Source organism: Rhodococcus sp. JCM 9793 (assembly GCF_055380405.1).
Map to the genome: position 1 here is coordinate 5,906,807 of NZ_AP043721.1, position 18,737 is coordinate 5,925,543.

Consider the following 18,737-nt stretch of genomic DNA (forward strand, 5'->3'; position numbering starts at 1 on the left):
CGTCGGTTGGCTAGGCTGCCGGAATGACACCGGTGCGGGTGAACGTCGACAATTTCGTCCGAGCGGAGACGGATCGGATGTTTGCCGATCTCCAGCGCGACGCCGGAGGAATCAATACGCTCCTGCACAATCGAGAGCCCGCTGCAGTCGAAAATCAAACCGTGATTCGGATGAATCGCGACACTCTCTACAGTTTTGCGATCGTCGACGTCTCGGACGGAGCGGTCGTCACCGTCCCCGAATCCGGAGAACGCTACGTGTCGGTGATGGTGGTCGACCAGGATCACTACGTCGATCGGATCTTCCACGACCCGGGCGAGTACCGACTCGCAGCCGGCGATTTCCCGACACCATATGTCGCTGTCGCAATCAGAATTCTCGTCGACCCTGCCGATTCCGACGATGTACGCGCCGTTGCCGCACTGCAAGATCAGTTCCGCATCGACGCAGGATCGTCGACTCCGTTCACTTCACCGGATTACGACCGAGAGAACATGGACGAGACGCGCGACGCGCTGCTCGCGTTGGCGCGGAATCTCACCGACTTCGACCACACATTCGGCGCCAGAGATACTGTCGACGAAGTTCGGCATCTGATCGGTACTGCAGCAGGCTGGGGTGGGCTCCCGACCGAGGAGGCCGCGTACATCGGCGTCGATCCCCGACTTCCGGTCGGCGAGTACGAACTGACCGTGCGCGATGTGCCCGTCGACGGATTCTGGTCGATTTCGGTATACAACGCGGACGGGTTCTTCGAGCCGAACGAACGCCACGCGTACAGCGTCAACAACATCACCGGTGTCACCGACGGCGACGGTTCGGTCACCGTGCGGTTCGGCGGGAGTCCGGAGCAGAACAACGTCATTCCCATCACCGAGGGCTGGAACTACCTCGTGCGCCTGTACCGTCCACGCGCAGAGATAGTGGACGGCCGCTGGACGTTCCCCACCATCACCGCGCAGAGCTGAACCGATGCTGTGAACACGCACGGACCCCCGCGCCCGAAGGAGCAGGGGTCCACGTGACCGCTTGTGTCAGTGCTTGACCGGGCAGCCACCGGACGTCTTGTAGTCCACCTGGAACTCCTTGATGCCGTTGAGCCATCCCGACCGCAGACGGTGCGGGTCGGAGATCTTGCTGATATCCGGAATGTGGTCGGCGATCGCATTGAAGATCAGATCGATTTCCATGCGGGCAAGGTTGGCACCGAGGCAGTAGTGCGCACCGGTTCCGCCGAATGCGAGGTGCGGGTTCGGATCTCGGAGAATATCGAACTCGCGCGGATTCTCGAAGACCTCTTCGTCGTTGTTGGCCGACGCGTACAGCATCACGACGCGGTCGCCCTTCTTGATCGGCTGACCACCGAGTTCGGTGTCCTCGAGTGCGGTGCGCTGGAACGAGATGACCGGTGTGGCCCAGCGGATGATCTCGTCGGCAGCGGTCTTCGGGCGATCGCGCTTGAAGATCTCCCACTGCTCGGGATTGTCCAGGAACGCCGCCATGCCGTGCGAAATGGCGTTGCGGGTGGTCTCGTTGCCCGCGACCGCGAGCACGATGAAGAAGAAACCGAATTCCTCGGGTGCGAGTTCGTCGCCGTCGATGTCCGCTTCGATGAGGGCGGTGACGATGTCGTCGGCCGGGTTCGCCTTGCGCTCGGCAGCCATCTGGTATGCGTATCCGAGGACCTCCATCGAGGCCGCAGCCGGATCGGCGGTGTTGTCGGGATCGTCGTAGCCGGTCATCTGGTTGGACCACTCGAAGATCTTCGCGCGATCGCCCTGTGGAACTCCGATGAGATCGGCGATGGCCTGCAGCGGCAGCTCGGCTGCGATCTGGGTGACGAAGTCGCCCCCGCCTTCCTGGCAGGCTTCGGCAACGATCTTCTTTGCCCGCGAGTCCAATTCGTCGCGCAGCCCGTTGATCGCGCGGGGGGTGAAGCCACGCGCGACCAACTTGCGCAGCTTGGTGTGCTCGGGGGCGTCCTTGTTGAGCAGGACGTGGCGCTGAAGTTCGATGGCCTCGCGCGGCATGTCGTCGTTGAAACGCGGAATCGCGGTGTTCTCCCAGTTCGAGAACACATCGCTCCGGCGGGAGACTTCGCGAACCTCCTCGTGGCGGGACACGACCCAGAAGCCCTCGTCGTGGAAGCCGCTGACATCCGGCGACTTCTTGTTCCACCAGACCGGTGCCGTCTTACGCAGTTCGGCGAATTCTTCGAACGGCATACGCTCCGCGAAAAGATCGGGATCTGTGAAGTCGATGCCTTCGGGGATGTTGGGCTGTGCCACCACTGAACCTCTCCTGCCCTTGCGCGGTACCCCGCGCTGTAATGTGGAACACGTTCTAGAATCATTGAAGCACAGCACACGCGACTCGCCAAGGAAACCGTGCTTCCGAACAACGAGACCACCTCTTGCACCACTCGATAACCTGTTCTATTTTCCGAGGTAGGAACGCTGCCCCGCGAGGGCACACAGAAAGGAGCCCGCTGTGGGCACACCCGTCATCGTCGAGGCTGCACGCACCCCGATCGGCAAGCGCGGTGGATGGCTCTCGGGCCTCCACGCTGCCGAGATCCTCGGCGCAGCGCAAAGTGGGCTGATCGAACGGTCCGGGATCGATCCGACGCTCGTCGAACAGGTCATCGGAGGCTGTGTCACCCAGGCCGGCGCGCAGTCCAACAACATCACCCGCACGGCCTGGCTCCACGCCGGACTCCCGTGGCAGGTCGGCGCCACCACGATCGACTGCCAGTGCGGCTCCGCACAGCAGGCGAATCATCTGATCGCGGGCCTCATCGCGACCGGTGCCATCGACGCCGGAATCGCATGCGGTGTCGAAGCGATGACGCAGGTGCCGCTCGGCGCCAACGTCGGCGATCAGGCCGGACCGCGCCGGCCCGAGTCGTGGAACATCGACATGCCGAACCAGTTCGAGGCCGCCGAACGTATCGCCCGCCGCCGCGGCATCACCCGCGACGACGTCGACGCCCTCGGCGTGCGCTCCCAGCAGCTCGCGAAGCAGGCGTGGGACGAAGCCCGTTTCGAACGTGAGGTCCTGCAGGTCGTCGCGCCCGTGGTCGACAAGGAAGGCAACCACACCGGCGAGAAGCAGACCGTCACCCGCGACCAGGGTCTGCGCGACACGTCGCCCGAGTCCTTGGCCAAGCTGAAGCCGGTGCTCGACGGCGGTATCCACACCGCGGGTACCTCGTCGCAGATCTCCGACGGCGCGGCCGCTGTGCTCCTGATGGACGAGGACAAGGCGAAGGCACTGGGCCTGAAGCCGCGCGCACGCATCGTCTCGCAGGCACTCGTCGGCGCCGAGCCCGAGTTCCACCTCGACGGCCCGGTGCAGGCGACGTCGAAGGTGCTCGAGAAGTCCGGCATGAGCATCGGCGACCTCGACCTGTTCGAGGTCAACGAGGCATTCGCGTCGGTGCTGCTGTCGTGGGCTCAGGTCCACGGGCCCGATATGGACAAGGTCAACGTCAACGGCGGCGCGATCGCGCTCGGTCACCCGGTCGGGTCGACGGGGTCTCGGCTGATCACGACAGCGCTGCACGAACTCGAGCGGCGCGACGCGTCGACGGCGCTGATCACCATGTGCGCGGGCGGCGCGCTCGCCACCGGCACCATCATCGAACGCATCTGATCATGGGCACCGAGGCGGCCCCGAAGGGACTCGATTCGAAGGCGACGTCGTCGATCATCAAGTGGATGTCGCGCGGGAACGTGGCGCTGTATCGGGCCACCGGCGGCCGTCTCGGCGGAAAATGGCGGGTGGGCAGCGCATTTCCGTGGGGAATCCCGGTGTGCCTGCTCACCACCACGGGCCGGAAGACCGGGCAGCTGCGGACCGCTCCCCTGCTGTTCCTGGAGGACGACGGCAAGGTGCTGTTGGTCGCGTCTCAGGGTGGTCTGCCGAAGCACCCGCTGTGGTTCCGCAACATTGTGGCGAACCCCGAAGTGACGGTCCAGATCCGATCCGACATCCGTCAGCTGAAGGCGCGGGTCGCCACAGATGCCGAACGCGCACGGTACTGGCCGAAACTCACGGCGATGTATCCGGATTTCGACAACTATCAGTCGTGGACCGATCGTGTCATCCCCGTGGTCGTCTGCGAGTGACATCACCTTCACGCGTAGCGCCGCGGACGGTGATACTGGGAAGCGCACTGTCCATGCTCTCGAGAGGGGATGTCACGCGATGGCAACCACGAATCACGACCGGGTCCTCGATCGCCGCGAGGTCGCGGCCGCACTGTTGCGCGCGCTCGAACGTCGTCACGAGGTGCTCGACGCGATCGTCGAGAGCGACGATCGTGCCGCCGCCATCGCCGCCATCGGGTCGCTGCTCGACACCACCGATTTCTGCGCGGAGGCCGTCCTCGCCCTGCCGCTGGGTCGGTTGACGAAGGCGGAACGTAAGAAGATCCGCGCCGAGCTGGACGACCTCGACGCGGTCGTGAAGTGGACGACGGATTCGCGCCCGTACGCGACCGGCGAGCACTTCCGATTGCGCCCGATCAGCGAGGATCCGGCCGACATCGAGCTGCTGAAGGCGCGTTGCGCCGAACAGCTCGGCGATGGAAGCGACGAGGCGGTCGCGGCGGAGCGCCGCAAGGGCGCTGTACTGATGGACGACGAGTCGGGCATGTGGCTCGTGGCAGAGGACTTGTCCGGCGACGAACCGAGGAAGATCGGTTTCGCATTCGGCGAGCTCAGCGGCAACGAGGTAGAGGTGCGGATCTGGGTTCGCCCCGAGGCACGCAAGCAGGGCTACGGCACAGCCACCCTCAAGCAGGCCCGCACCGAACTCGCGGCCTACTTCCCCGGTTCGACGCTGATCATCCGAACTCCCGCGTAGACGCAGCTACGCTGCCCGTGCGCGTTTCTGGTACCTAGGGCTACCGGAAACGCGCACCACGGAGGGAGCTCGCATGCCGGACGGATCGTTCCTCAAACTTCGCCCTATGGTGCCGCGACGACGCGACGAGAAGCATCGTGTCGCGACACCGCTGGAGTTGTTCTTCGATCTCGTGTTCGTTGTCGCGGTGTCGTTCGCGTCGGCGCAACTACATCAGAGCGAGTCCTCCGAGCACATCGCCTCGGGTGTCGGCACATACCTCATGGTGTTCTTCGCGATCTGGTGGGCGTGGGTCAACTTCACGTGGTTCGCGAGCGCCTTCGACACCGACGACTGGCTGTACCGGCTGCTCACACTCGTCCAGATGGGTGGCGTCCTCGTACTCGCGGCGGGCACCGTGCCAGCGATGACCGACAGCGATTTCACCCTCGTGACACTCGGTTATGTCGTGATGCGGCTCGCCCTGGTCCCGCAGTGGCTGCGGGCTGCGCGTTCCGACCCGGATCTGAGGCCGACCGCGATGCGGTACGCGATCGGTGTGACGCTCGTGCAGATCTTGTGGGTGCTCCGCCTGGCACTGCCCGAGGAATGGGGCACCGTATCGTTCCTGGTACTCGTCGCCGCGGAATTATCGGTGCCGGTTGTCGCCGAGCGTGTCCGGGCCACCCCGTGGCATCCTGAGCACATTGCCGAGCGATACAGCTTGTTCACGCTGATCGTCCTCGGTGAATCGATCCTTGCATCGGCGAACTCGATAGTCGACGCAGTCGAGCACACCGACCATCTCGGTTCGCTCGTCGTCATCGCCGTGTGCGGTCTGGTGCTCGCGGGCGGCATGTGGTGGGTGTACTTCCACACCGAGCACGGAGGAGTCCTTGCCGGTATGTCGTCGGCACTGCTGTTCGGATACGGGCACTATGTGGTGTTCGCGGCGGCAGGTGCGTTCTCCGCGGGCATCGAGGTCGCGATCGACCACGACACTCATGCGACGGGCCTCACCGCGGCAACCGCGGCCGCGACGCTCACGGTGCCGGTGGCGATCTTCCTGCTCGGCTCGTGGTTCCTGACGATGCGCGGACGTCTGCCTCGGGGCACCGGCATCGCCGTCGTCGTCCTGTCGGTACTCATCGGCGCGAGTGCGCTGGCCCCAGCGTCACTGGTGGTGGCTGCAGTGCTCATCGCAGTACTCGTCGCAGTGCTGGTAGCGACGTCGGCCGGTTCATCTTCGGCCGAGGCAAAGGCGACGGACACATCGACTTCGGGATGGTGAACCCGCTCCCGGCCCGGTGTTCTCCGGCACAGACCGGGAGCGGGAGCTTCTCAGGCGCCGTAGACCGGGGTCGGCGGCTCGGACGAGGCAATGAGCTTCTCGACGACCGGTCCGAGTTCCTTCGGATCCCACCGGTCGCCCTTGTCGACGGCCTCGCCGTGACGCCAGCCGTCGGCCAGCGACACCTTGCCGCCTTCGGTTTCGAAGACCCGCCCGGTGACATCCTTCGACTCGCTGCTGCCTAGCCACACGACGAGGGGCGAGACGTTCTCGGGCGCCATCGCGTCGAATCCTTCTTCGGGCGCCGCCATCATCTCGGCCATCGCGCCACCCGCGCCGACAGTCATGCGGGTCCGCGCGGAAGGCGCAATCGCATTGACGGTGACGCCGTAGCGACCGAACTCGGCGGCGGCCTGAATGGTCAGAGTCGCGATGCCGGCCTTGGCCGCGGCGTAGTTGCCCTGACCGATGCTGCCCATCAGGCCGGCACCGGAGCTGGTGTTGATGATGCGGGCGTCGACGGGGTTGCCTGCCTTCGACTCGGCACGCCAGTAGGTCATCGCATGCCGCATCGGCGCGAAATGCCCCTTCAGGTGCACGCGGGTCACCGCGTCCCACTCCTGTTCGCTCATGTTCGCGAGCATGCGATCGCGCAGGAAGCCGGCATTGTTGACGAGCACATCGAGGCGGCCGAAGTTGTCGAGCGCCGTCTTGACGAGGTTCTCGGCGCCCGCCCAGTCGGCGACGTCGTCGCCGTTGACGACGGCTTCGCCACCTGCCGCACGGATCTCCTCGACGACCAGTTCGCCCGGCGATTCGCCGGTCGCGGAGCCGTCTCCACCGACACCGATGTCGTTGACGACGACCTTGGCGCCCTCGGCGGCGAACGCCAGCGCGTGGGCACGACCGAGCCCACGCCCGGCACCCGTCACGATGACGACGCGTCCGTCCAGCAGTCCACTCACTTTGTCTCCTTCGTTCGGGCCGCTGCCATGTAGGCAGGGCGTTCACCGCCGCCGTGGACGGTCAATGTCGATCCGCTGACGTACGCCGACAACGGTGAGGCCAGGAAGGCCGCGCAGTTCCCGATGTCGTCGGGGCTGGCCAGCCGTCCCAGCGGGACGGTCGCGCCGACGGCGGCGATCCCGTCGTCGTCGCCGTAGAACAGGTGCGACTGCTCGGTGTTCACCATGCCCACCACCACCGAGTTGACGCGCACCTTCGGTGCCCACTCGACCGCGAGAGATGTTCCGAGACTGTCGATTCCGGCCTTCGCTGCGCCGTATGCAGCGGTGCCGGGCGACGGGCGCGACCCGCTGACGCTCGAGATGTTGACGATCGACCCGCCGCCGTCCTGCGTCTGCATGACCGCGTTCGCGGCCTGCGCGACGAGCAGCGGTGCGAGCAGGTTGAGTTCGACGATCTTCGCGTGGAACTTCGGGCTCGCATCGGCCGCGAGTGCGTACGGAGAGCCGCCGGCATTGTTGACGAGCGCATCGAGGTGTCCGTGTCGCTCGACGATGGTGGCCACCATGGCGTGGACCTGATCTGCGTCGCGGACGTCGCACGCGAGGAATTCCGCGGCGCGGCCGTCCACCTCGACCGCATTCTCCGGCTCGTTGCGCGCGCACGTCACGACGGTCGCGCCCGCACGCAGAAACACCCTGGTGATGCCCGCACCGACACCGCGCACGCCGCCGGTGACGAGTACTACTGCGCCGTCGAGTCCGAGATCCATCCTGCCTCCGGGTCTTTTCCGTGGCCCCGGCTGTGGGCCGCCCCCAACTTACCAAGCAATTGCTTGGTTCGGTACCGCGGGCCCAGGAGTCGACGACCGGTACTACTCGGACAGCGGCACGGCGGTGTGCGGCGCCGACAACAACCCCACCATCGCGTCGAAGAGACCGCTCTCGAACTCCGCTCGGGAGAGGCCGTCGCTCTCATCGTCGTGGACGTTCGCACGCTGGTGTGCGATGACATGCACCATCAGCTCGGTGGCCATCGAGAACCTGTGCTCGCGCAACCGCGGCGGCAGATGCGTCAGCGCAGCTTTGAGCCCGTCGGCGGTGATCTGCGCGCTGAGAACATGCGAGACGGTGCTGCTGTATGCGATCCGGAGTTCCTCACGATGGGCCATCAAGCGCGAGAGGAACTCGACGTAGTGATTGTTCGCCGGATCGAGATCGAGTAGCGGCCGCGCCATCGACTCGACAAGGCCACGCAACTCTCCGGCCCGGCCGTCACGGCGGAGCCCGTCGAGGATTTCGAGCCGCGCGGCGTTTATCTCCGGTAGTCGATGCTCGAGGATGGCCTGCAGTAACGCCGACTTCGAGCCGAAGTGGTATTGCACGACTGCGGGATTGCGATGCCCCGCCGCCACGGCTATCTGGCGTAAGGACACACCCTCGATGCCGTGCACCGCGAACAACCGCTCCGCGGTCTCGACCAGATCGGCGGAACTACGCTCTCGAACCGGCCGCGATACGGAGGTTCCTCCCATGCTCCAGACCCTTTCTGCTGGTAAGCCATTGACTGCCATTAAATCATGTGTTTGTCTTTAAAACACTTGTTGTATATGAGGGGAGACGTTCATGAGTACACCGACTGCACAGAGGAGATTCGTCGTCCGACCGCTGGCGGGTCACGTCGGCGCGGAGATCCGCGGCATCGATCTACACGACCCACTCGATGCAGACACCATCGACGAAGTGCGAGAAGTCCTCGCGGACCGAGGCGTCGTCGTGTTCACCGGCCAGACGCTCGGATGCGAGGGACACCGGACGCTGGCTCGGCAGTTGGGCGAGATCCGCTTCCCACCCGACTACCTCCCCACGCTGAAGAACGACGGCTATCCAGAGATCAGCGTCCTCTCGACGGAGAACGGCTTCGGCACGCGAGCGGACAAATGGCACGCCGACGTCAGTTGGGCACCGACCCCGCCGCGGTACTCGATTCTCCACATGCAGGTGGTGCCCGAGGTCGGTGGAGACACGATGTGGGCAAGCCAATTCGACGCCTACGACCGGCTGTCGGAACCGATGAAACGGTTCCTCGAGCCGCTGACCGTCGAGCATGGTCTACCGTCGGGACCGGCGGGCGCAACACACCCGCTGGTACATCAGCATCCGATCACCGGTCGGCGCGCACTGTTCGTCTCGCCGACGTTCACGCACCGCATCGTCGAACTCGACGACGCGGAGAGCGAGGCCGTGCTCGCTCACCTCTACCGGACGAGCACCGCCCCCGAGGCAGTGTGCCGGTGGCGGTGGTCCGAAGGCGATATCGCGGTGTGGGACAACCATTTCGTCCTGCACTACGCCATCACCGATTACGGGTCGGCACCGCGAACGATTCATCGGATCGAGGTCGAAGGTCAGCCGCTGATCCCGGCGCTCGCCGATCCCGCGCGAACTGCTGCAGCCGATCCAGTCCGATAGGCCGAGAAGGCCACCAGCAGTATCACGCTCGATACCGCCGGAGCCACATGGGCGGACATCCGGAACTCACCTCGATCGGGCTCAGTTCGAGCGAGGGCTCAGTTCGACGAGCAGCAGATCGCAGCTGCGCCGGATGTCCGCCTCCGCCTCTGCGGTGGTCGACCTGCCGTTGAGGAACGCAGTGATCACCCCGAACCAGAGCATCGACATCAACCGCAACAGGTCCTTGTCACCCTCGGTCGGATCGGCGATACCGGCGGTGGTCAGCAGAATCTCCTGGAACGTCGCCTCGATCTTGACCGTGTCGGGCACCGCGGACGCCACCGCGGTGCTGTTGGACTGCAGCATTGCCAACGCGAGCGACGGGTACGCGACCATTTCACGGGTCATCCCGATCAATGCGTCACAGATCGCATCCTGCACCGGCACATCGGGGTCGCTGACCGGTGTGTATCCGCTGAACCGCTCGAGCCGATCGAGCATCACCCCCACGAACAGGTGAGTCTTCGACGGGAAATAACGATACAGCGTGCCGATCGCGACACCGGCCCGCTTCGCGACCTCGGTCATCTGCACCCGCGGCAGGTCGAACTCCGTCGCGAGGTGAGCCGCCGCGTCGAGAATGCGTTCGTGCCGGTCGCGCTGCTCGGCCGACGTCGGTTCGGCGCCGTCTCGCGCCACCCCGATTCTGGGCATCGACGCCTCTCCTTCCGTGACAGATGCCAACAATTGTCCCATCAACAGGTCGTCGGCTCTCATCCCGTCTGCCTGCTCCCATCCAGTGAGATGAAGTGCCGTCCGAATCAGTACTTCCCGCAGTCCTGCGAATTCGTCCACTGAGCGAGAATCCGGATCGGTGACGGGTCGAGTCGTCCATACGCTCGTGGCACGCGAACGTCGCCGATCCGAGGCGACCCGACCGAATCGGAGTTGAGACGCATGCACCCCCAGATGCGGACGCAAGTTCTCGCACCGGAACCCGAGTTCCCCACACCCACGGACATGCGCAACGCAATGGGCCGCTTCGCCACGGGAGTCACCATCGTCACCGGCATCGACGAGGACGGCCCGGTCGGCTTCGCCTGCCAGTCGTTCACGTCGGTATCGCTCGAGCCGCCGCTGATCCTGTTCTGCGCCGACCACCGGGGTCGCGCTTGGCCGCGGATCCGCCCGACAGGACGATTCTCCATCAACGTCCTCGGGGAAGAACAGTCCGATCTGTGCGGGCGCTTCGGATCGTCGCGCGGCACGAAGTTCGACGGTCTCGACTGGGAGTTGTCGCGGTGGGACACCCCGTCGCTTCCGGGTGTCCTCATGCGCGCACACTGCGAGGTCCACGATGTGCATACCGCCGGCGACCACGACGTCGTGATCGGTCGGGTCCTGGAACTCGAATGCTTCGACGACGACCGGCCGATGGTGTTCTACCGGGGAGCGTTCGGCCTCCGGAACTGACAGTGCGTGTGGGGCCGTGATCCGACGGCCCCACACGCCCGGGTACTACGACGTCGCTGCGTGTATGCCCGCCTTGCGGCCGAAGAAACTGCCGTCACCGAGTGAGATACCACTGCAATACCCGAAGGCGGACAGCCCAGACGTGCAGCGCCCCGCCGCATACAGACCCGGGATCGGGGTGCCGTCGACGTGGAGAACCTCGGAGTCCACCGTGGTCCGCAGACCACCGAGGGTGAACCCTCCCGTGTTTCCGCGGAGGTCGATCGCCGCGACAGGCGAGCCGATCGGCGCGACCCATTCGGGCTTCTTACCCAGTACCGGATCCGACCCCTCGGCGGCATGCCGGTTGTATTCCGCCACCGTCGAGGTGAGCGACCCTGAGGGAAGGCCCATCTCGGATTCGAGTTCGTCGACCGTCTCGCACACCCACGTCGGCTGACGCTTGAGTTGCGGGCTCGAACTCGGTGCCGCCATCCCCTCCTCGTACGACTTCTGGTCGATGACGAGGAAGGCCTGGTTGTCGTTCTCGAACAGTGTGAGCTGGCCGATCCGGCCCGGGTAGGTGTCTTCCTGGACGTACCGCTGGCCACGACCGTTGACCAGAATCCCGCGGGCCATCAGCTGCGGGTCGCAGAAGAACGCGACCTCGCACGCATCCATGTGCGCGAGACCCGCGCCCAGTGCCTGTGCAACGAGGATCCCGCGACCGTCGTGCTCCTCGACCGTGGCCGCGGGCCGTTTGTACAAACGCGGCGCGTACGCCTGCATCATTTCGTCGTTGTATGCGAACGACCCGGTCGCGAGGATGACACCCTTGCGGGCACGGACAGCGACCTGCTTGCCGAATCGGGTCGTCACGAGTCCCACGACCCTGCCGTCGGTGTCGGTGACGAGACGCTGCATCCGCACATCCGTTTCGATGCGGACGCCGAGTTCCCCGGCCTTCGCGATGAGCGTCGTCATCAGGACGTGGCCGGCGCCCTGCTCACCCTTGCGGGGCATCGGCACCTGCGCGAGATGTCCGCGCGGCGCGGGGTCCACGAGCGTCGAGAACGGTGCCGCGTTCTCGCCGCCGCTGTACATCAGTGAGTCATCGTTCGGGATCTCCCAGCCGGGCTGGTTCCAGAACGCGTCCTTGTAGGGCACACCGCACGCCTCGAGCCATTCGAAGTGCGCGACACTTCCGTCGCAGTACGCGTCGAGCTTCTGTTCGTCGACGCCGGGCCCGAGGGCCGCTGCCAGGAACGTCTTCATGTTCTCGGGGGTGTCGTCGATGCCGCACGCCTTCTGCAGGCGTGTCCCGCCGCCGAGGTAGACGATGCCGCCGGACAGCGCCGCGGCTCCTCCCCCGCCGCCGGTGCGTTCGAGCACGAGGACATCGGCTCCGCTCTCGGCCGCCCCGATCGCCGCGGCGACACCGGCAATGCCGAATCCCGCAATGACGACGTCGGCTTCGTGGTCCCAGTGTTCGATGCCTTCGGCCGGTATGGGCCTGATATCCGTGCCGGCCATGATCAGCTCACCCCCGCTGCCAGTAGTTCCCTGGCGTCGGCGTCACCGTCGAGCGCACGCGCGACGCGCAGACGGACTTGCCACCTGCTGCCCTGCCGTACGAGCTCCCACCGATTCGCGGTCACACGAGCGACACGGAATCCTTTGCTGCCATTGACGATCAGCTGCGAGTGACAGGTGACGACTGCGGTGTCACCGTCGATCCGAATGTTCAACGGGTCCATCAGATGTCCGCACCCGCCGTTGATCAACGTCTGGTGCGCGTCCGAGCGCACCATCGCCGTGATCTCGTCGCGTCCGTTGTATTCGCCGAAGTCTCCGCGATAGACGCCGTCCTCCGTCCACAGTGCACCCACCGCTTCTGCCGAACCGCTGTCGACCGCCGGCCCGTACGTGGTGATCAATTGCTGGATCGCGAGGGTGTCTTCGAGTATCGCGACTCGATTCGCGAGCTTTTCGACGAGTGCTACCGGGTCGGACATTGTCGTACTCCTTCGGGCGCACACCGGCCGGGTGCGCAGATCGACAGCGGGGCTTGATCGGACGCTAGGAGAACAGGGCCCGGCCACAGCGGCCCATCCCGGTGATCGGGAACACACTCAGAGCAGATTGTCCTCGACGGGTAGTCCGAATGCAGCCCGCCCGTACTGGGCCAGTGCACGTTCGGGCTCGTTGGCGACGTGCACGCTCCCCGCGTGGGCGTCGCGCCAGGCACGTTCGACGATGTTCCCCAGGAACAGCGACGAGCCACCTGCCGTCTTGAACAACAGGTCGATCGCCTCGACGGCGCGTTCGGTCGCCCGTACCTGGTCGCGCCGGGCGCGCGCACGCAGCATCATCGGGATCTCCCGTCCCGCCACCGCGCACTCCCAGAGCTCCTCGATGTTGCGTGTGGTCTGCAGGATCGCGGCATCGATCTCCGATGCGGCACGCGCGACAGACGTCTGTGCAAACGGATCGTCGACGAATCGTCCACCGCCCAGGCTCAACCGGACACGCTCGTGCATTGCTGCCAGGTAGTGCTCGTAGCAGCCCTCGACCACTCCGACGATGGGCATGCTCACCGTCGTCCCGAACAGCGAACCGAACGGAAGTCGGTACAGCGGACCGGTATTGACCTTCCGCCCGGGACCCCGCAGGTTCGAGGTCTCGAAGTTGCTCTTGACCCGGTACTCCGGCACGAACACGTGGTCGACGACGATCTCGTTGCTGGCCGTGCCGCGCATCCCGACCACGTTCCACACGTCGCGGATCGCATAGTCCGTGCGCGGCACGAGCACGGTCATGAAGTCCACGGGCCGGCCTTCCGACCCGGTCACCACCGCGCCGAGCAGCGCCCACGAAGCGTATTCGCACCCCGAGGAGAACATCCAGGTGCCGGAGAGTTCGTAGCCGCCCTCCACCGGTATCAACCGGCCGACCGGCGCGTATGCCGAACTCACGAGGGTCGACGTATCGTCGCCCCACACGTCGTGCTGGGCATGATCGTCGAACAGTGCGAGATGCCACGGGTGTACGCCGAGTACCGACGCGACCCACCCCGTCGAGCCGCACACTCCGGAGATGGCCCGCACCACCTCGTAGAACCGGACCGGTGCAGTCTCGGTACCGCCGTAGCGACGCGGCTGCAACATCCGGAAAACACCGGCAGACGCGAGTGCGTCGACCACGGTGTCGGGTACGCGACGGGTCTCATCGATCGTCGCGGCCTGCTCGGCAATATCCGGTAGCAGTGCGCGCACGGCCGCCAGTACGTCGTCGGCCATCTCGAACTCCTCGGGTCGCTGGAAGCAACGATGCCACGCCGCACAGCGGACGTGGCATCGTTCGGTGTTTCGTCAGTACCGGTCTTGTGTCACGTACAGTGCCACTTCACTTACGGGGAGTGAACGCTGCAAGCGGTTCGGACTCGGACCAGTCGTGTCCCCAGTAGCTGTCGGCGGTGATCTCTTCTGCGGTGTAGAAGGTCTCGTCGACGAGCATGCCTTCGGTTCCGAACTCGAGGTCCCATCCGCCCGGTGCGCGCACATAGAACGACACCATCTTGTCGTTCGTGTGCCTGCCCAGGGTCGACGAGATCGAGAAGCCCAGCTTCCGGACACGATCGAGCGCCTGTCCGACGGCATCGAGAGTGTCGACCTCGAGCATCAGGTGCACGAGACCCGGCTCGTCGCCGGGAGGTGCCGGGCACATCGCGAGGCTGTGGTGACGACGGTTGACGCCGAGGAACCGCACGCGGCGGTACGGCGGCTTCGCGTTCGGTCCGCCGACGCGGATGGCACCGCGCGGCAGGAATCCGAGTACCTCGGTGTAGAAGGCGTACTCCGCGTCGAAATTCGCGATGGGCAGGACGACGTGGCCGAGTCCTTCCTCACCGGTGTGGAAGCGGCCGCCGTGCGGGGTCACGATCGGGCTGTGGTCGAGGACCGCTCCGAAGAACACCTCGATGCGAGTTCCCGCCGGGTCGTCGAACGCGATGACCTGTTCCGCATCACGGTAGAGGGCCTCGTCCTCCGACAGCAGCTGCACCTCGATGCCGGCCTTCTCGACAGCTTCGCGCACGCGCTGCAGTGCGAACTGATCGCGCACCTCCCAGCCGATGGCGAGCGCCTTGTCGGTGTCACCGGGAAGCACGATCAGTCGTGCGCGACGCTCGTCGATGCGCAGGTAGAGGCCGTCTTCCTCTGGCCCGCTGCCGACAGCCATGCCGAGCCCGTCGACGACGAGTTCGCGCCACCGAGCAATGTCCGTGGTCTGGATCCTGAGATAGCCCAGGGCCCGGATATCCGTCATGTTCGAATATTCCTTCGCAGTAGAGGATTCAGGAGGTGCTAGATCATTCCGCGCATGGCGCCCTCGGGCTCACCACCGAGCTGAGTGAGGGTTGCCGCATGGAAGATCGAACCGGGAACGTGGATAGCGTGGCTGAGGCCCGCATGTGCGTCACGCCAGAAGCGCTGCAACGGATTCGTCAGCTGGAGGGCTCCGCCACCCGCACGGGAGAAGATCTCGTCGACGGCGCGCACTGCACGCCACGCAGCGGCGGTCTGGGTCCGGCGGCCGATCGCCCGTTGCTCGAAGGTGACCTCCTGGCCCTTCTCGGTCATGTCCCAGAACCGGTCGACGGTCTCGAGCAGTGCTGCGCGCGACGCCGCGATCTCGGCCGCTGCGTCACCGAGCGCCGACAGCACGTAGGGGTCCTGCTTGATCGCGGAACCGGAGATGGTGACACGCTCACGCTGGGTCTCGATGTAGCAGTCGAGCGCACCTTGAGCGATACCGACCAGCGACGACGTGATGCCGAGCGGGAAGATGCACGAGAACGGGAACTTGTAGAGCGTCTCGTCACGGCCGGCGTCCTTCCATGCGACACCACCCATCACGCGTGCGGCCGACAACGTGCGGTACTCGGGCAGGAAGGCGTCCTTGACGATCAGGTCCTTCGAACCCGTGCCACGCAGGCCGACGACGTTCCAGCTGTCCTGGTCGATCTCGTAGTCCGACCGCGGGACCAGCACGTGCAGGGCCTGCGGCGGGTTCAGACGCTTGCCGTCCTTGTCGCCGATTGCGGCGCCGATCATGACCCACTGGCAATGGTCGGTGCCCGACGAGAACGACCAGCGGCCGTTGAGGATGTAGCCACCGTCCACCGGAGTCGCGACACCCATCGGCGCGTACGGGGACGCGATCCAGGTGTCGGGATTCTCGCCCCAGACCTCCTGCTGCGCCTTGGGATCGAAGAAAGCCATCTCCCACGGGTGCACACCGACGATGCCGCTGACCCAGCCGGTCGCGCCGTCCATTGCGCCGAGGGCCATTGCGGTTTCAGCGAATTCGCGCGGATGCGCCTCGAGCCCGCCGAACTCCTTGGGTTGCAGCATCCGGATGACCCCGGAATCCTCGAGCCGCTTGGCAGTGCGGTCGGTCAGGCGCATGAGCTGGTCGCCTTCGGCGCCGTCGGCGCGGATCTCGTCGGCGAACGGCGAGATGGAGTCGAGAACCTGTCCCATTTTCTCTCCAGCTTTCTGATGTGGTGTCCGGACATCGTCCGGGCGACGGTGATGTCAGGCCGCTACCGTCTCGACCTGCGAACTGCTTCTACGTTGGTGCACATCGCGGGCACTGTGCCCGGGTCTTCCGCTCAGTGGGAGCGCTCCGAACCGATCGCTCCCGCAGGACGGGCCGGATCAGGAATCGTCCCGCTTCAGGAATGCCAGTACTGTGGCCAGCCATGCTTCGCGCGCCTCGATCATCGTCCAATGACCGCAGTTCGGGAACACGTGCAGCTCACCACGACGCAGTTCACGCATCGGCAGCATCGCCATGTCGACGGGGCTGACCCGGTCGTCGCGACCCCAGGTGAGCAGCGTGGGAGCGGTGATCTTGTGGAGTTGCGCCCAGTACGGTGTTGCGGTCGACGCAGCAGCAGCGCGGCCACTCGCCGCGAACGCCTCGGTGCTGTACATACGACGGGCGATCTCGAGGGTCTTCGCCTCGGTCGCCAGCGCCCAGCGTTCCTCGATCAGCTCCTCGGTGACGATCGCGGGGTCGTAGACCATCGAATGCAACCAGCGGACGAGCTTCTCGCGCGTCGGGTCGTCGGTGAACTCCATGAGCAGCCGGATGCCCTCACCGGGCGACGGCGCGAACACCGAACGGCCGGCGCCACCGATGGTGACGAGCTTGCTCACCCGCTCGGGCGACCCGATCGCGAACTGGGTCGCGACGATGCCGCCCATCGAGTTGCCGATCGTCGCGACCTGCGAAAGACCGAGTCCGTCGAGGAAATCCGCAACCGCGAACTGGGCCATCGCCATGGGATGGCCTTCGCACGGGTCGCTGACGCCGAACCCAGGGAACTCGAGGACGAGGCACCGGTAGTGCTCCGCGAGATCCGCCAGGACACCGCGATAGTTCCGCCATCCCGTCACCCCGGGGCCGGAGCCGTGGAGCAGCAGCAGGGGCGGGCCTTCGCCGGCCTCGTGGTAGCGGAGGACTCCGCGATCGGTGTTCAGTTCCCTCGCAGTGCCCTCGTGGGTCAATTCCGTCGTCATACCGTCGAGGCTCCCAGTGATACCGCTCACGATGTGCGAACGCTCCCGTTCATCGAGACACTTTCGCCTACATCCACTGCCCGGATTGCGTCGCGACCAGGCGTTCCATCGCCTGCGGCGACCACGACTGCGCAGGTTCGGCAAAGGCGCGACGACCCCGCCGCGGAGTGCCGAGTTCAGGGTGGAGGATGCGGGAGATGTCGCGGGCGGCGTCGGCGACCAGTGGTGCGACACGTTCGAGATGGCCGGGGCGGGCGGGCCCGCACAGGGAGATGCCGGCGACCGGGCCTTCGGGACTGCGCACCGCAGCTCCGACACACGCCATGCTGTTCATGGCTTCGCCCGTTTCGAAGGCCAGTCCGTGACGCTGCCGAATTCGTCCCAGCTCCTGGTGCAGCGTGGCGAGTTCGGCAATCGAGCGCTCGGTGCGGCGGACGAGGTGGGGGCCGTAGAAGGCGTCGACCATCTCGGGTTCCAGCCCGGCGAGAATCGCCTTGCCGCACGCGGTGAGGTACGCGGGCACGCGGCCACCGACGCGGGAGGTCAGGGTCGCGGCGAGCTGGCCGCCGATCTTGTCGAGGTAGAGACAGTCACCCCGATCGAGAACAGCGAGGTGGGCGACCATTCCGGTCTGCAGGTGGAGTTCGTGGAGGAGGGGTGCCGCCGCTTCTCGGATACGGCTCTGACCGTTGTCGCTTGCGCCGAGAGACTTCGCTCGGCGGCCGAGGCAGTAGCCGAACGACGCGTGGTCGACCCATTCGAGGCGGACCATCTGGTCGAGGATGCGGTGGGCCGTCGATCGGGGCAAGCCCGTGCGGCACGCCACTTCTTCGAGCGTCAGGCGGGAACCGGCGCCGGCGAAGGCGTCGAGGATCAGTGTCATGCGCTCGACCATCGACGCCGGAAGCTCATGCTTCGTCTCCGACGTGATCTGCGCGGGTGCAGTCCGAGTCGCTGCGGGTTCGACCATCGTGGATGCCATCGTGGATTCGACCATCGGCCTGTCCTCTCAACCTTCGCTCTGCCTGGAGAAACAGGCAAAACTGAAATTCATTCTTGTGGCCACCGAGACCAGTATCACAATCAGAACCCGATAACACAAGTACGGACCCGAGAGCTTCGCGCGCCCACTCACCGGAC

The 18,737-nt window shown here is 65.6% G+C and carries 19 protein-coding genes; 7 read left to right on the plus strand and 12 right to left on the minus strand.

Features of this window, described 5'->3' with window-relative positions; all coding sequences use genetic code 11:
* Positions 1 to 23: 23 nt before the first annotated feature.
* Positions 24 to 968, plus strand: a complete 945-nt coding sequence (locus ACZ46K_RS29465) for a DUF1254 domain-containing protein (protein ID WP_054804968.1) — start codon at positions 24 to 26, stop codon at positions 966 to 968.
* Between the two features lie 66 nt (positions 969 to 1,034).
* Here the strand turns inward: ACZ46K_RS29465 and ACZ46K_RS29470 are convergent, their stop codons facing one another.
* The gene (locus ACZ46K_RS29470; protein WP_054810435.1) at positions 1,035 to 2,288 is read right to left on the minus strand and encodes a cytochrome P450; all 1,254 of its coding nucleotides are present in this window, start codon (positions 2,286 to 2,288) and stop codon (positions 1,035 to 1,037) included.
* Positions 2,289 to 2,490: 202 nt separating this feature from the next.
* Here ACZ46K_RS29470 and ACZ46K_RS29475 point away from each other — a divergent pair, with 202 nt between their 5' ends.
* The 4 genes from ACZ46K_RS29475 to ACZ46K_RS29490 all read left to right on the plus strand — a co-directional run bounded on the left by ACZ46K_RS29475 (position 2,491) and on the right by ACZ46K_RS29490 (position 6,139).
* Positions 2,491 to 3,654, plus strand: coding sequence for a steroid 3-ketoacyl-CoA thiolase (locus ACZ46K_RS29475; RefSeq protein ID WP_464746261.1), 1,164 nt, complete (start codon positions 2,491 to 2,493; stop codon positions 3,652 to 3,654).
* A gap of 2 nt (positions 3,655 to 3,656) precedes the next feature.
* The gene (locus ACZ46K_RS29480) at positions 3,657 to 4,130 is read left to right on the plus strand and encodes a nitroreductase family deazaflavin-dependent oxidoreductase (RefSeq protein WP_054804967.1); all 474 of its coding nucleotides are present in this window, start codon (positions 3,657 to 3,659) and stop codon (positions 4,128 to 4,130) included.
* A 79-nt stretch (positions 4,131 to 4,209) separates the two neighbouring features.
* The gene (locus ACZ46K_RS29485; protein ID WP_054804966.1) at positions 4,210 to 4,869 is read left to right on the plus strand and encodes a GNAT family N-acetyltransferase; all 660 of its coding nucleotides are present in this window, start codon (positions 4,210 to 4,212) and stop codon (positions 4,867 to 4,869) included.
* Positions 4,870 to 4,942: 73 nt separating this feature from the next.
* A complete protein-coding gene (locus ACZ46K_RS29490) occupies positions 4,943 to 6,139 on the plus strand; it encodes a low temperature requirement protein A (RefSeq protein WP_054804965.1) in 1,197 nt (398 codons plus the stop codon).
* A gap of 50 nt (positions 6,140 to 6,189) precedes the next feature.
* Here the strand turns inward: ACZ46K_RS29490 and ACZ46K_RS29495 are convergent, their stop codons facing one another.
* The 3 genes from ACZ46K_RS29495 to ACZ46K_RS29505 form a co-directional block, all read right to left on the minus strand.
* Positions 6,190 to 7,104, minus strand: coding sequence for an SDR family oxidoreductase (locus ACZ46K_RS29495; protein WP_464746264.1), 915 nt, complete (start codon positions 7,102 to 7,104; stop codon positions 6,190 to 6,192).
* Positions 7,101 to 7,877, minus strand: coding sequence for an SDR family oxidoreductase (locus ACZ46K_RS29500; protein ID WP_464746266.1), 777 nt, complete (start codon positions 7,875 to 7,877; stop codon positions 7,101 to 7,103). The genes ACZ46K_RS29495 and ACZ46K_RS29500 overlap by 4 nt, the downstream gene beginning before the upstream one ends.
* Before the next feature lie 102 nt (positions 7,878 to 7,979).
* Positions 7,980 to 8,639, minus strand: coding sequence for a TetR/AcrR family transcriptional regulator (locus ACZ46K_RS29505; protein ID WP_054804964.1), 660 nt, complete (start codon positions 8,637 to 8,639; stop codon positions 7,980 to 7,982).
* 91 nt (positions 8,640 to 8,730) lie between these two features.
* Here ACZ46K_RS29505 and ACZ46K_RS29510 point away from each other — a divergent pair, with 91 nt between their 5' ends.
* On the plus strand, positions 8,731 to 9,576 hold the full coding sequence (locus ACZ46K_RS29510; protein WP_054804963.1) for a TauD/TfdA dioxygenase family protein: 846 nt from the start codon (positions 8,731 to 8,733) through the stop codon (positions 9,574 to 9,576).
* Between the two features lie 81 nt (positions 9,577 to 9,657).
* Here the strand turns inward: ACZ46K_RS29510 and ACZ46K_RS29515 are convergent, their stop codons facing one another.
* Positions 9,658 to 10,272 (minus strand): TetR/AcrR family transcriptional regulator, encoded by a 615-nt coding sequence (locus tag ACZ46K_RS29515; RefSeq protein ID WP_054804982.1) that lies wholly within the window; start codon positions 10,270 to 10,272, stop codon positions 9,658 to 9,660.
* Positions 10,273 to 10,527: 255 nt separating this feature from the next.
* Between ACZ46K_RS29515 and ACZ46K_RS29520 the strand changes: the two genes are divergently transcribed.
* On the plus strand, positions 10,528 to 11,031 hold the full coding sequence (locus ACZ46K_RS29520) for a flavin reductase family protein (protein WP_464746268.1): 504 nt from the start codon (positions 10,528 to 10,530) through the stop codon (positions 11,029 to 11,031).
* Between the two features lie 45 nt (positions 11,032 to 11,076).
* Here ACZ46K_RS29520 and ACZ46K_RS29525 read toward each other — a convergent pair whose 3' ends face one another.
* From ACZ46K_RS29525 to ACZ46K_RS29555, 7 genes are all read right to left on the minus strand, one after another.
* Positions 11,077 to 12,543, minus strand: coding sequence for an FAD-dependent oxidoreductase (locus tag ACZ46K_RS29525; RefSeq protein WP_464746270.1), 1,467 nt, complete (start codon positions 12,541 to 12,543; stop codon positions 11,077 to 11,079).
* 2 nt (positions 12,544 to 12,545) lie between these two features.
* Complete coding sequence (locus tag ACZ46K_RS29530) at positions 12,546 to 13,025, minus strand: nuclear transport factor 2 family protein (protein WP_054804960.1); 480 nt, start codon at positions 13,023 to 13,025, stop codon at positions 12,546 to 12,548.
* A gap of 117 nt (positions 13,026 to 13,142) precedes the next feature.
* The gene (gene hsaA / locus ACZ46K_RS29535) at positions 13,143 to 14,309 is read right to left on the minus strand and encodes a 3-hydroxy-9,10-secoandrosta-1,3,5(10)-triene-9,17-dione monooxygenase oxygenase subunit (protein ID WP_054804959.1); all 1,167 of its coding nucleotides are present in this window, start codon (positions 14,307 to 14,309) and stop codon (positions 13,143 to 13,145) included.
* A gap of 106 nt (positions 14,310 to 14,415) precedes the next feature.
* Positions 14,416 to 15,336, minus strand: coding sequence for a biphenyl-2,3-diol 1,2-dioxygenase (bphC, locus tag ACZ46K_RS29540; RefSeq protein ID WP_054804958.1), 921 nt, complete (start codon positions 15,334 to 15,336; stop codon positions 14,416 to 14,418).
* Positions 15,337 to 15,374: 38 nt separating this feature from the next.
* Positions 15,375 to 16,553, minus strand: a complete 1,179-nt coding sequence (locus tag ACZ46K_RS29545; protein ID WP_054809537.1) for an acyl-CoA dehydrogenase family protein — start codon at positions 16,551 to 16,553, stop codon at positions 15,375 to 15,377.
* A 177-nt stretch (positions 16,554 to 16,730) separates the two neighbouring features.
* Positions 16,731 to 17,597, minus strand: a complete 867-nt coding sequence (locus ACZ46K_RS29550; RefSeq protein WP_464746273.1) for an alpha/beta fold hydrolase — start codon at positions 17,595 to 17,597, stop codon at positions 16,731 to 16,733.
* 67 nt (positions 17,598 to 17,664) lie between these two features.
* Positions 17,665 to 18,579 carry an IclR family transcriptional regulator gene (locus tag ACZ46K_RS29555; protein ID WP_464749503.1) on the minus strand — a complete coding sequence of 305 codons (915 nt, stop codon included), beginning with the start codon at positions 18,577 to 18,579 and terminating at the stop codon, positions 17,665 to 17,667.
* Positions 18,580 to 18,737: the final 158 nt, after the last annotated feature.

Bases quoted from the DNA above. Each gene is read 5' to 3' on its own strand.
- bphC (WP_054804958.1), bottom strand. From the start codon at position 15,336: ATGACGGATATCCGGGCCCTGGGCTATCTCAGGATCCAGACCACGGAC.
- ACZ46K_RS29500 (WP_464746266.1), bottom strand. From the start codon at position 7,877: ATGGATCTCGGACTCGACGGCGCAGTAGTACTCGTCACCGGCGGCGTG.
- ACZ46K_RS29505 (WP_054804964.1), bottom strand. From the start codon at position 8,639: ATGGGAGGAACCTCCGTATCGCGGCCGGTTCGAGAGCGTAGTTCCGCC.
- hsaA (WP_054804959.1), bottom strand. From the start codon at position 14,309: ATGGCCGACGACGTACTGGCGGCCGTGCGCGCACTGCTACCGGATATT.
- ACZ46K_RS29530 (WP_054804960.1), bottom strand. From the start codon at position 13,025: ATGTCCGACCCGGTAGCACTCGTCGAAAAGCTCGCGAATCGAGTCGCG.
- ACZ46K_RS29525 (WP_464746270.1), bottom strand. From the start codon at position 12,543: ATGGCCGGCACGGATATCAGGCCCATACCGGCCGAAGGCATCGAACAC.
- ACZ46K_RS29550 (WP_464746273.1), bottom strand. From the start codon at position 17,597: ATGACGACGGAATTGACCCACGAGGGCACTGCGAGGGAACTGAACACC.
- ACZ46K_RS29555 (WP_464749503.1), bottom strand. From the start codon at position 18,579: ATGGCATCCACGATGGTCGAACCCGCAGCGACTCGGACTGCACCCGCG.
- ACZ46K_RS29485 (WP_054804966.1), top strand. From the start codon at position 4,210: ATGGCAACCACGAATCACGACCGGGTCCTCGATCGCCGCGAGGTCGCG.
- ACZ46K_RS29490 (WP_054804965.1), top strand. From the start codon at position 4,943: ATGCCGGACGGATCGTTCCTCAAACTTCGCCCTATGGTGCCGCGACGA.
- ACZ46K_RS29465 (WP_054804968.1), top strand. From the start codon at position 24: ATGACACCGGTGCGGGTGAACGTCGACAATTTCGTCCGAGCGGAGACG.
- ACZ46K_RS29520 (WP_464746268.1), top strand. From the start codon at position 10,528: ATGCGGACGCAAGTTCTCGCACCGGAACCCGAGTTCCCCACACCCACG.
- ACZ46K_RS29510 (WP_054804963.1), top strand. From the start codon at position 8,731: ATGAGTACACCGACTGCACAGAGGAGATTCGTCGTCCGACCGCTGGCG.
- ACZ46K_RS29515 (WP_054804982.1), bottom strand. From the start codon at position 10,272: ATGCCCAGAATCGGGGTGGCGCGAGACGGCGCCGAACCGACGTCGGCC.
- ACZ46K_RS29545 (WP_054809537.1), bottom strand. From the start codon at position 16,553: ATGGGACAGGTTCTCGACTCCATCTCGCCGTTCGCCGACGAGATCCGC.
- ACZ46K_RS29480 (WP_054804967.1), top strand. From the start codon at position 3,657: ATGGGCACCGAGGCGGCCCCGAAGGGACTCGATTCGAAGGCGACGTCG.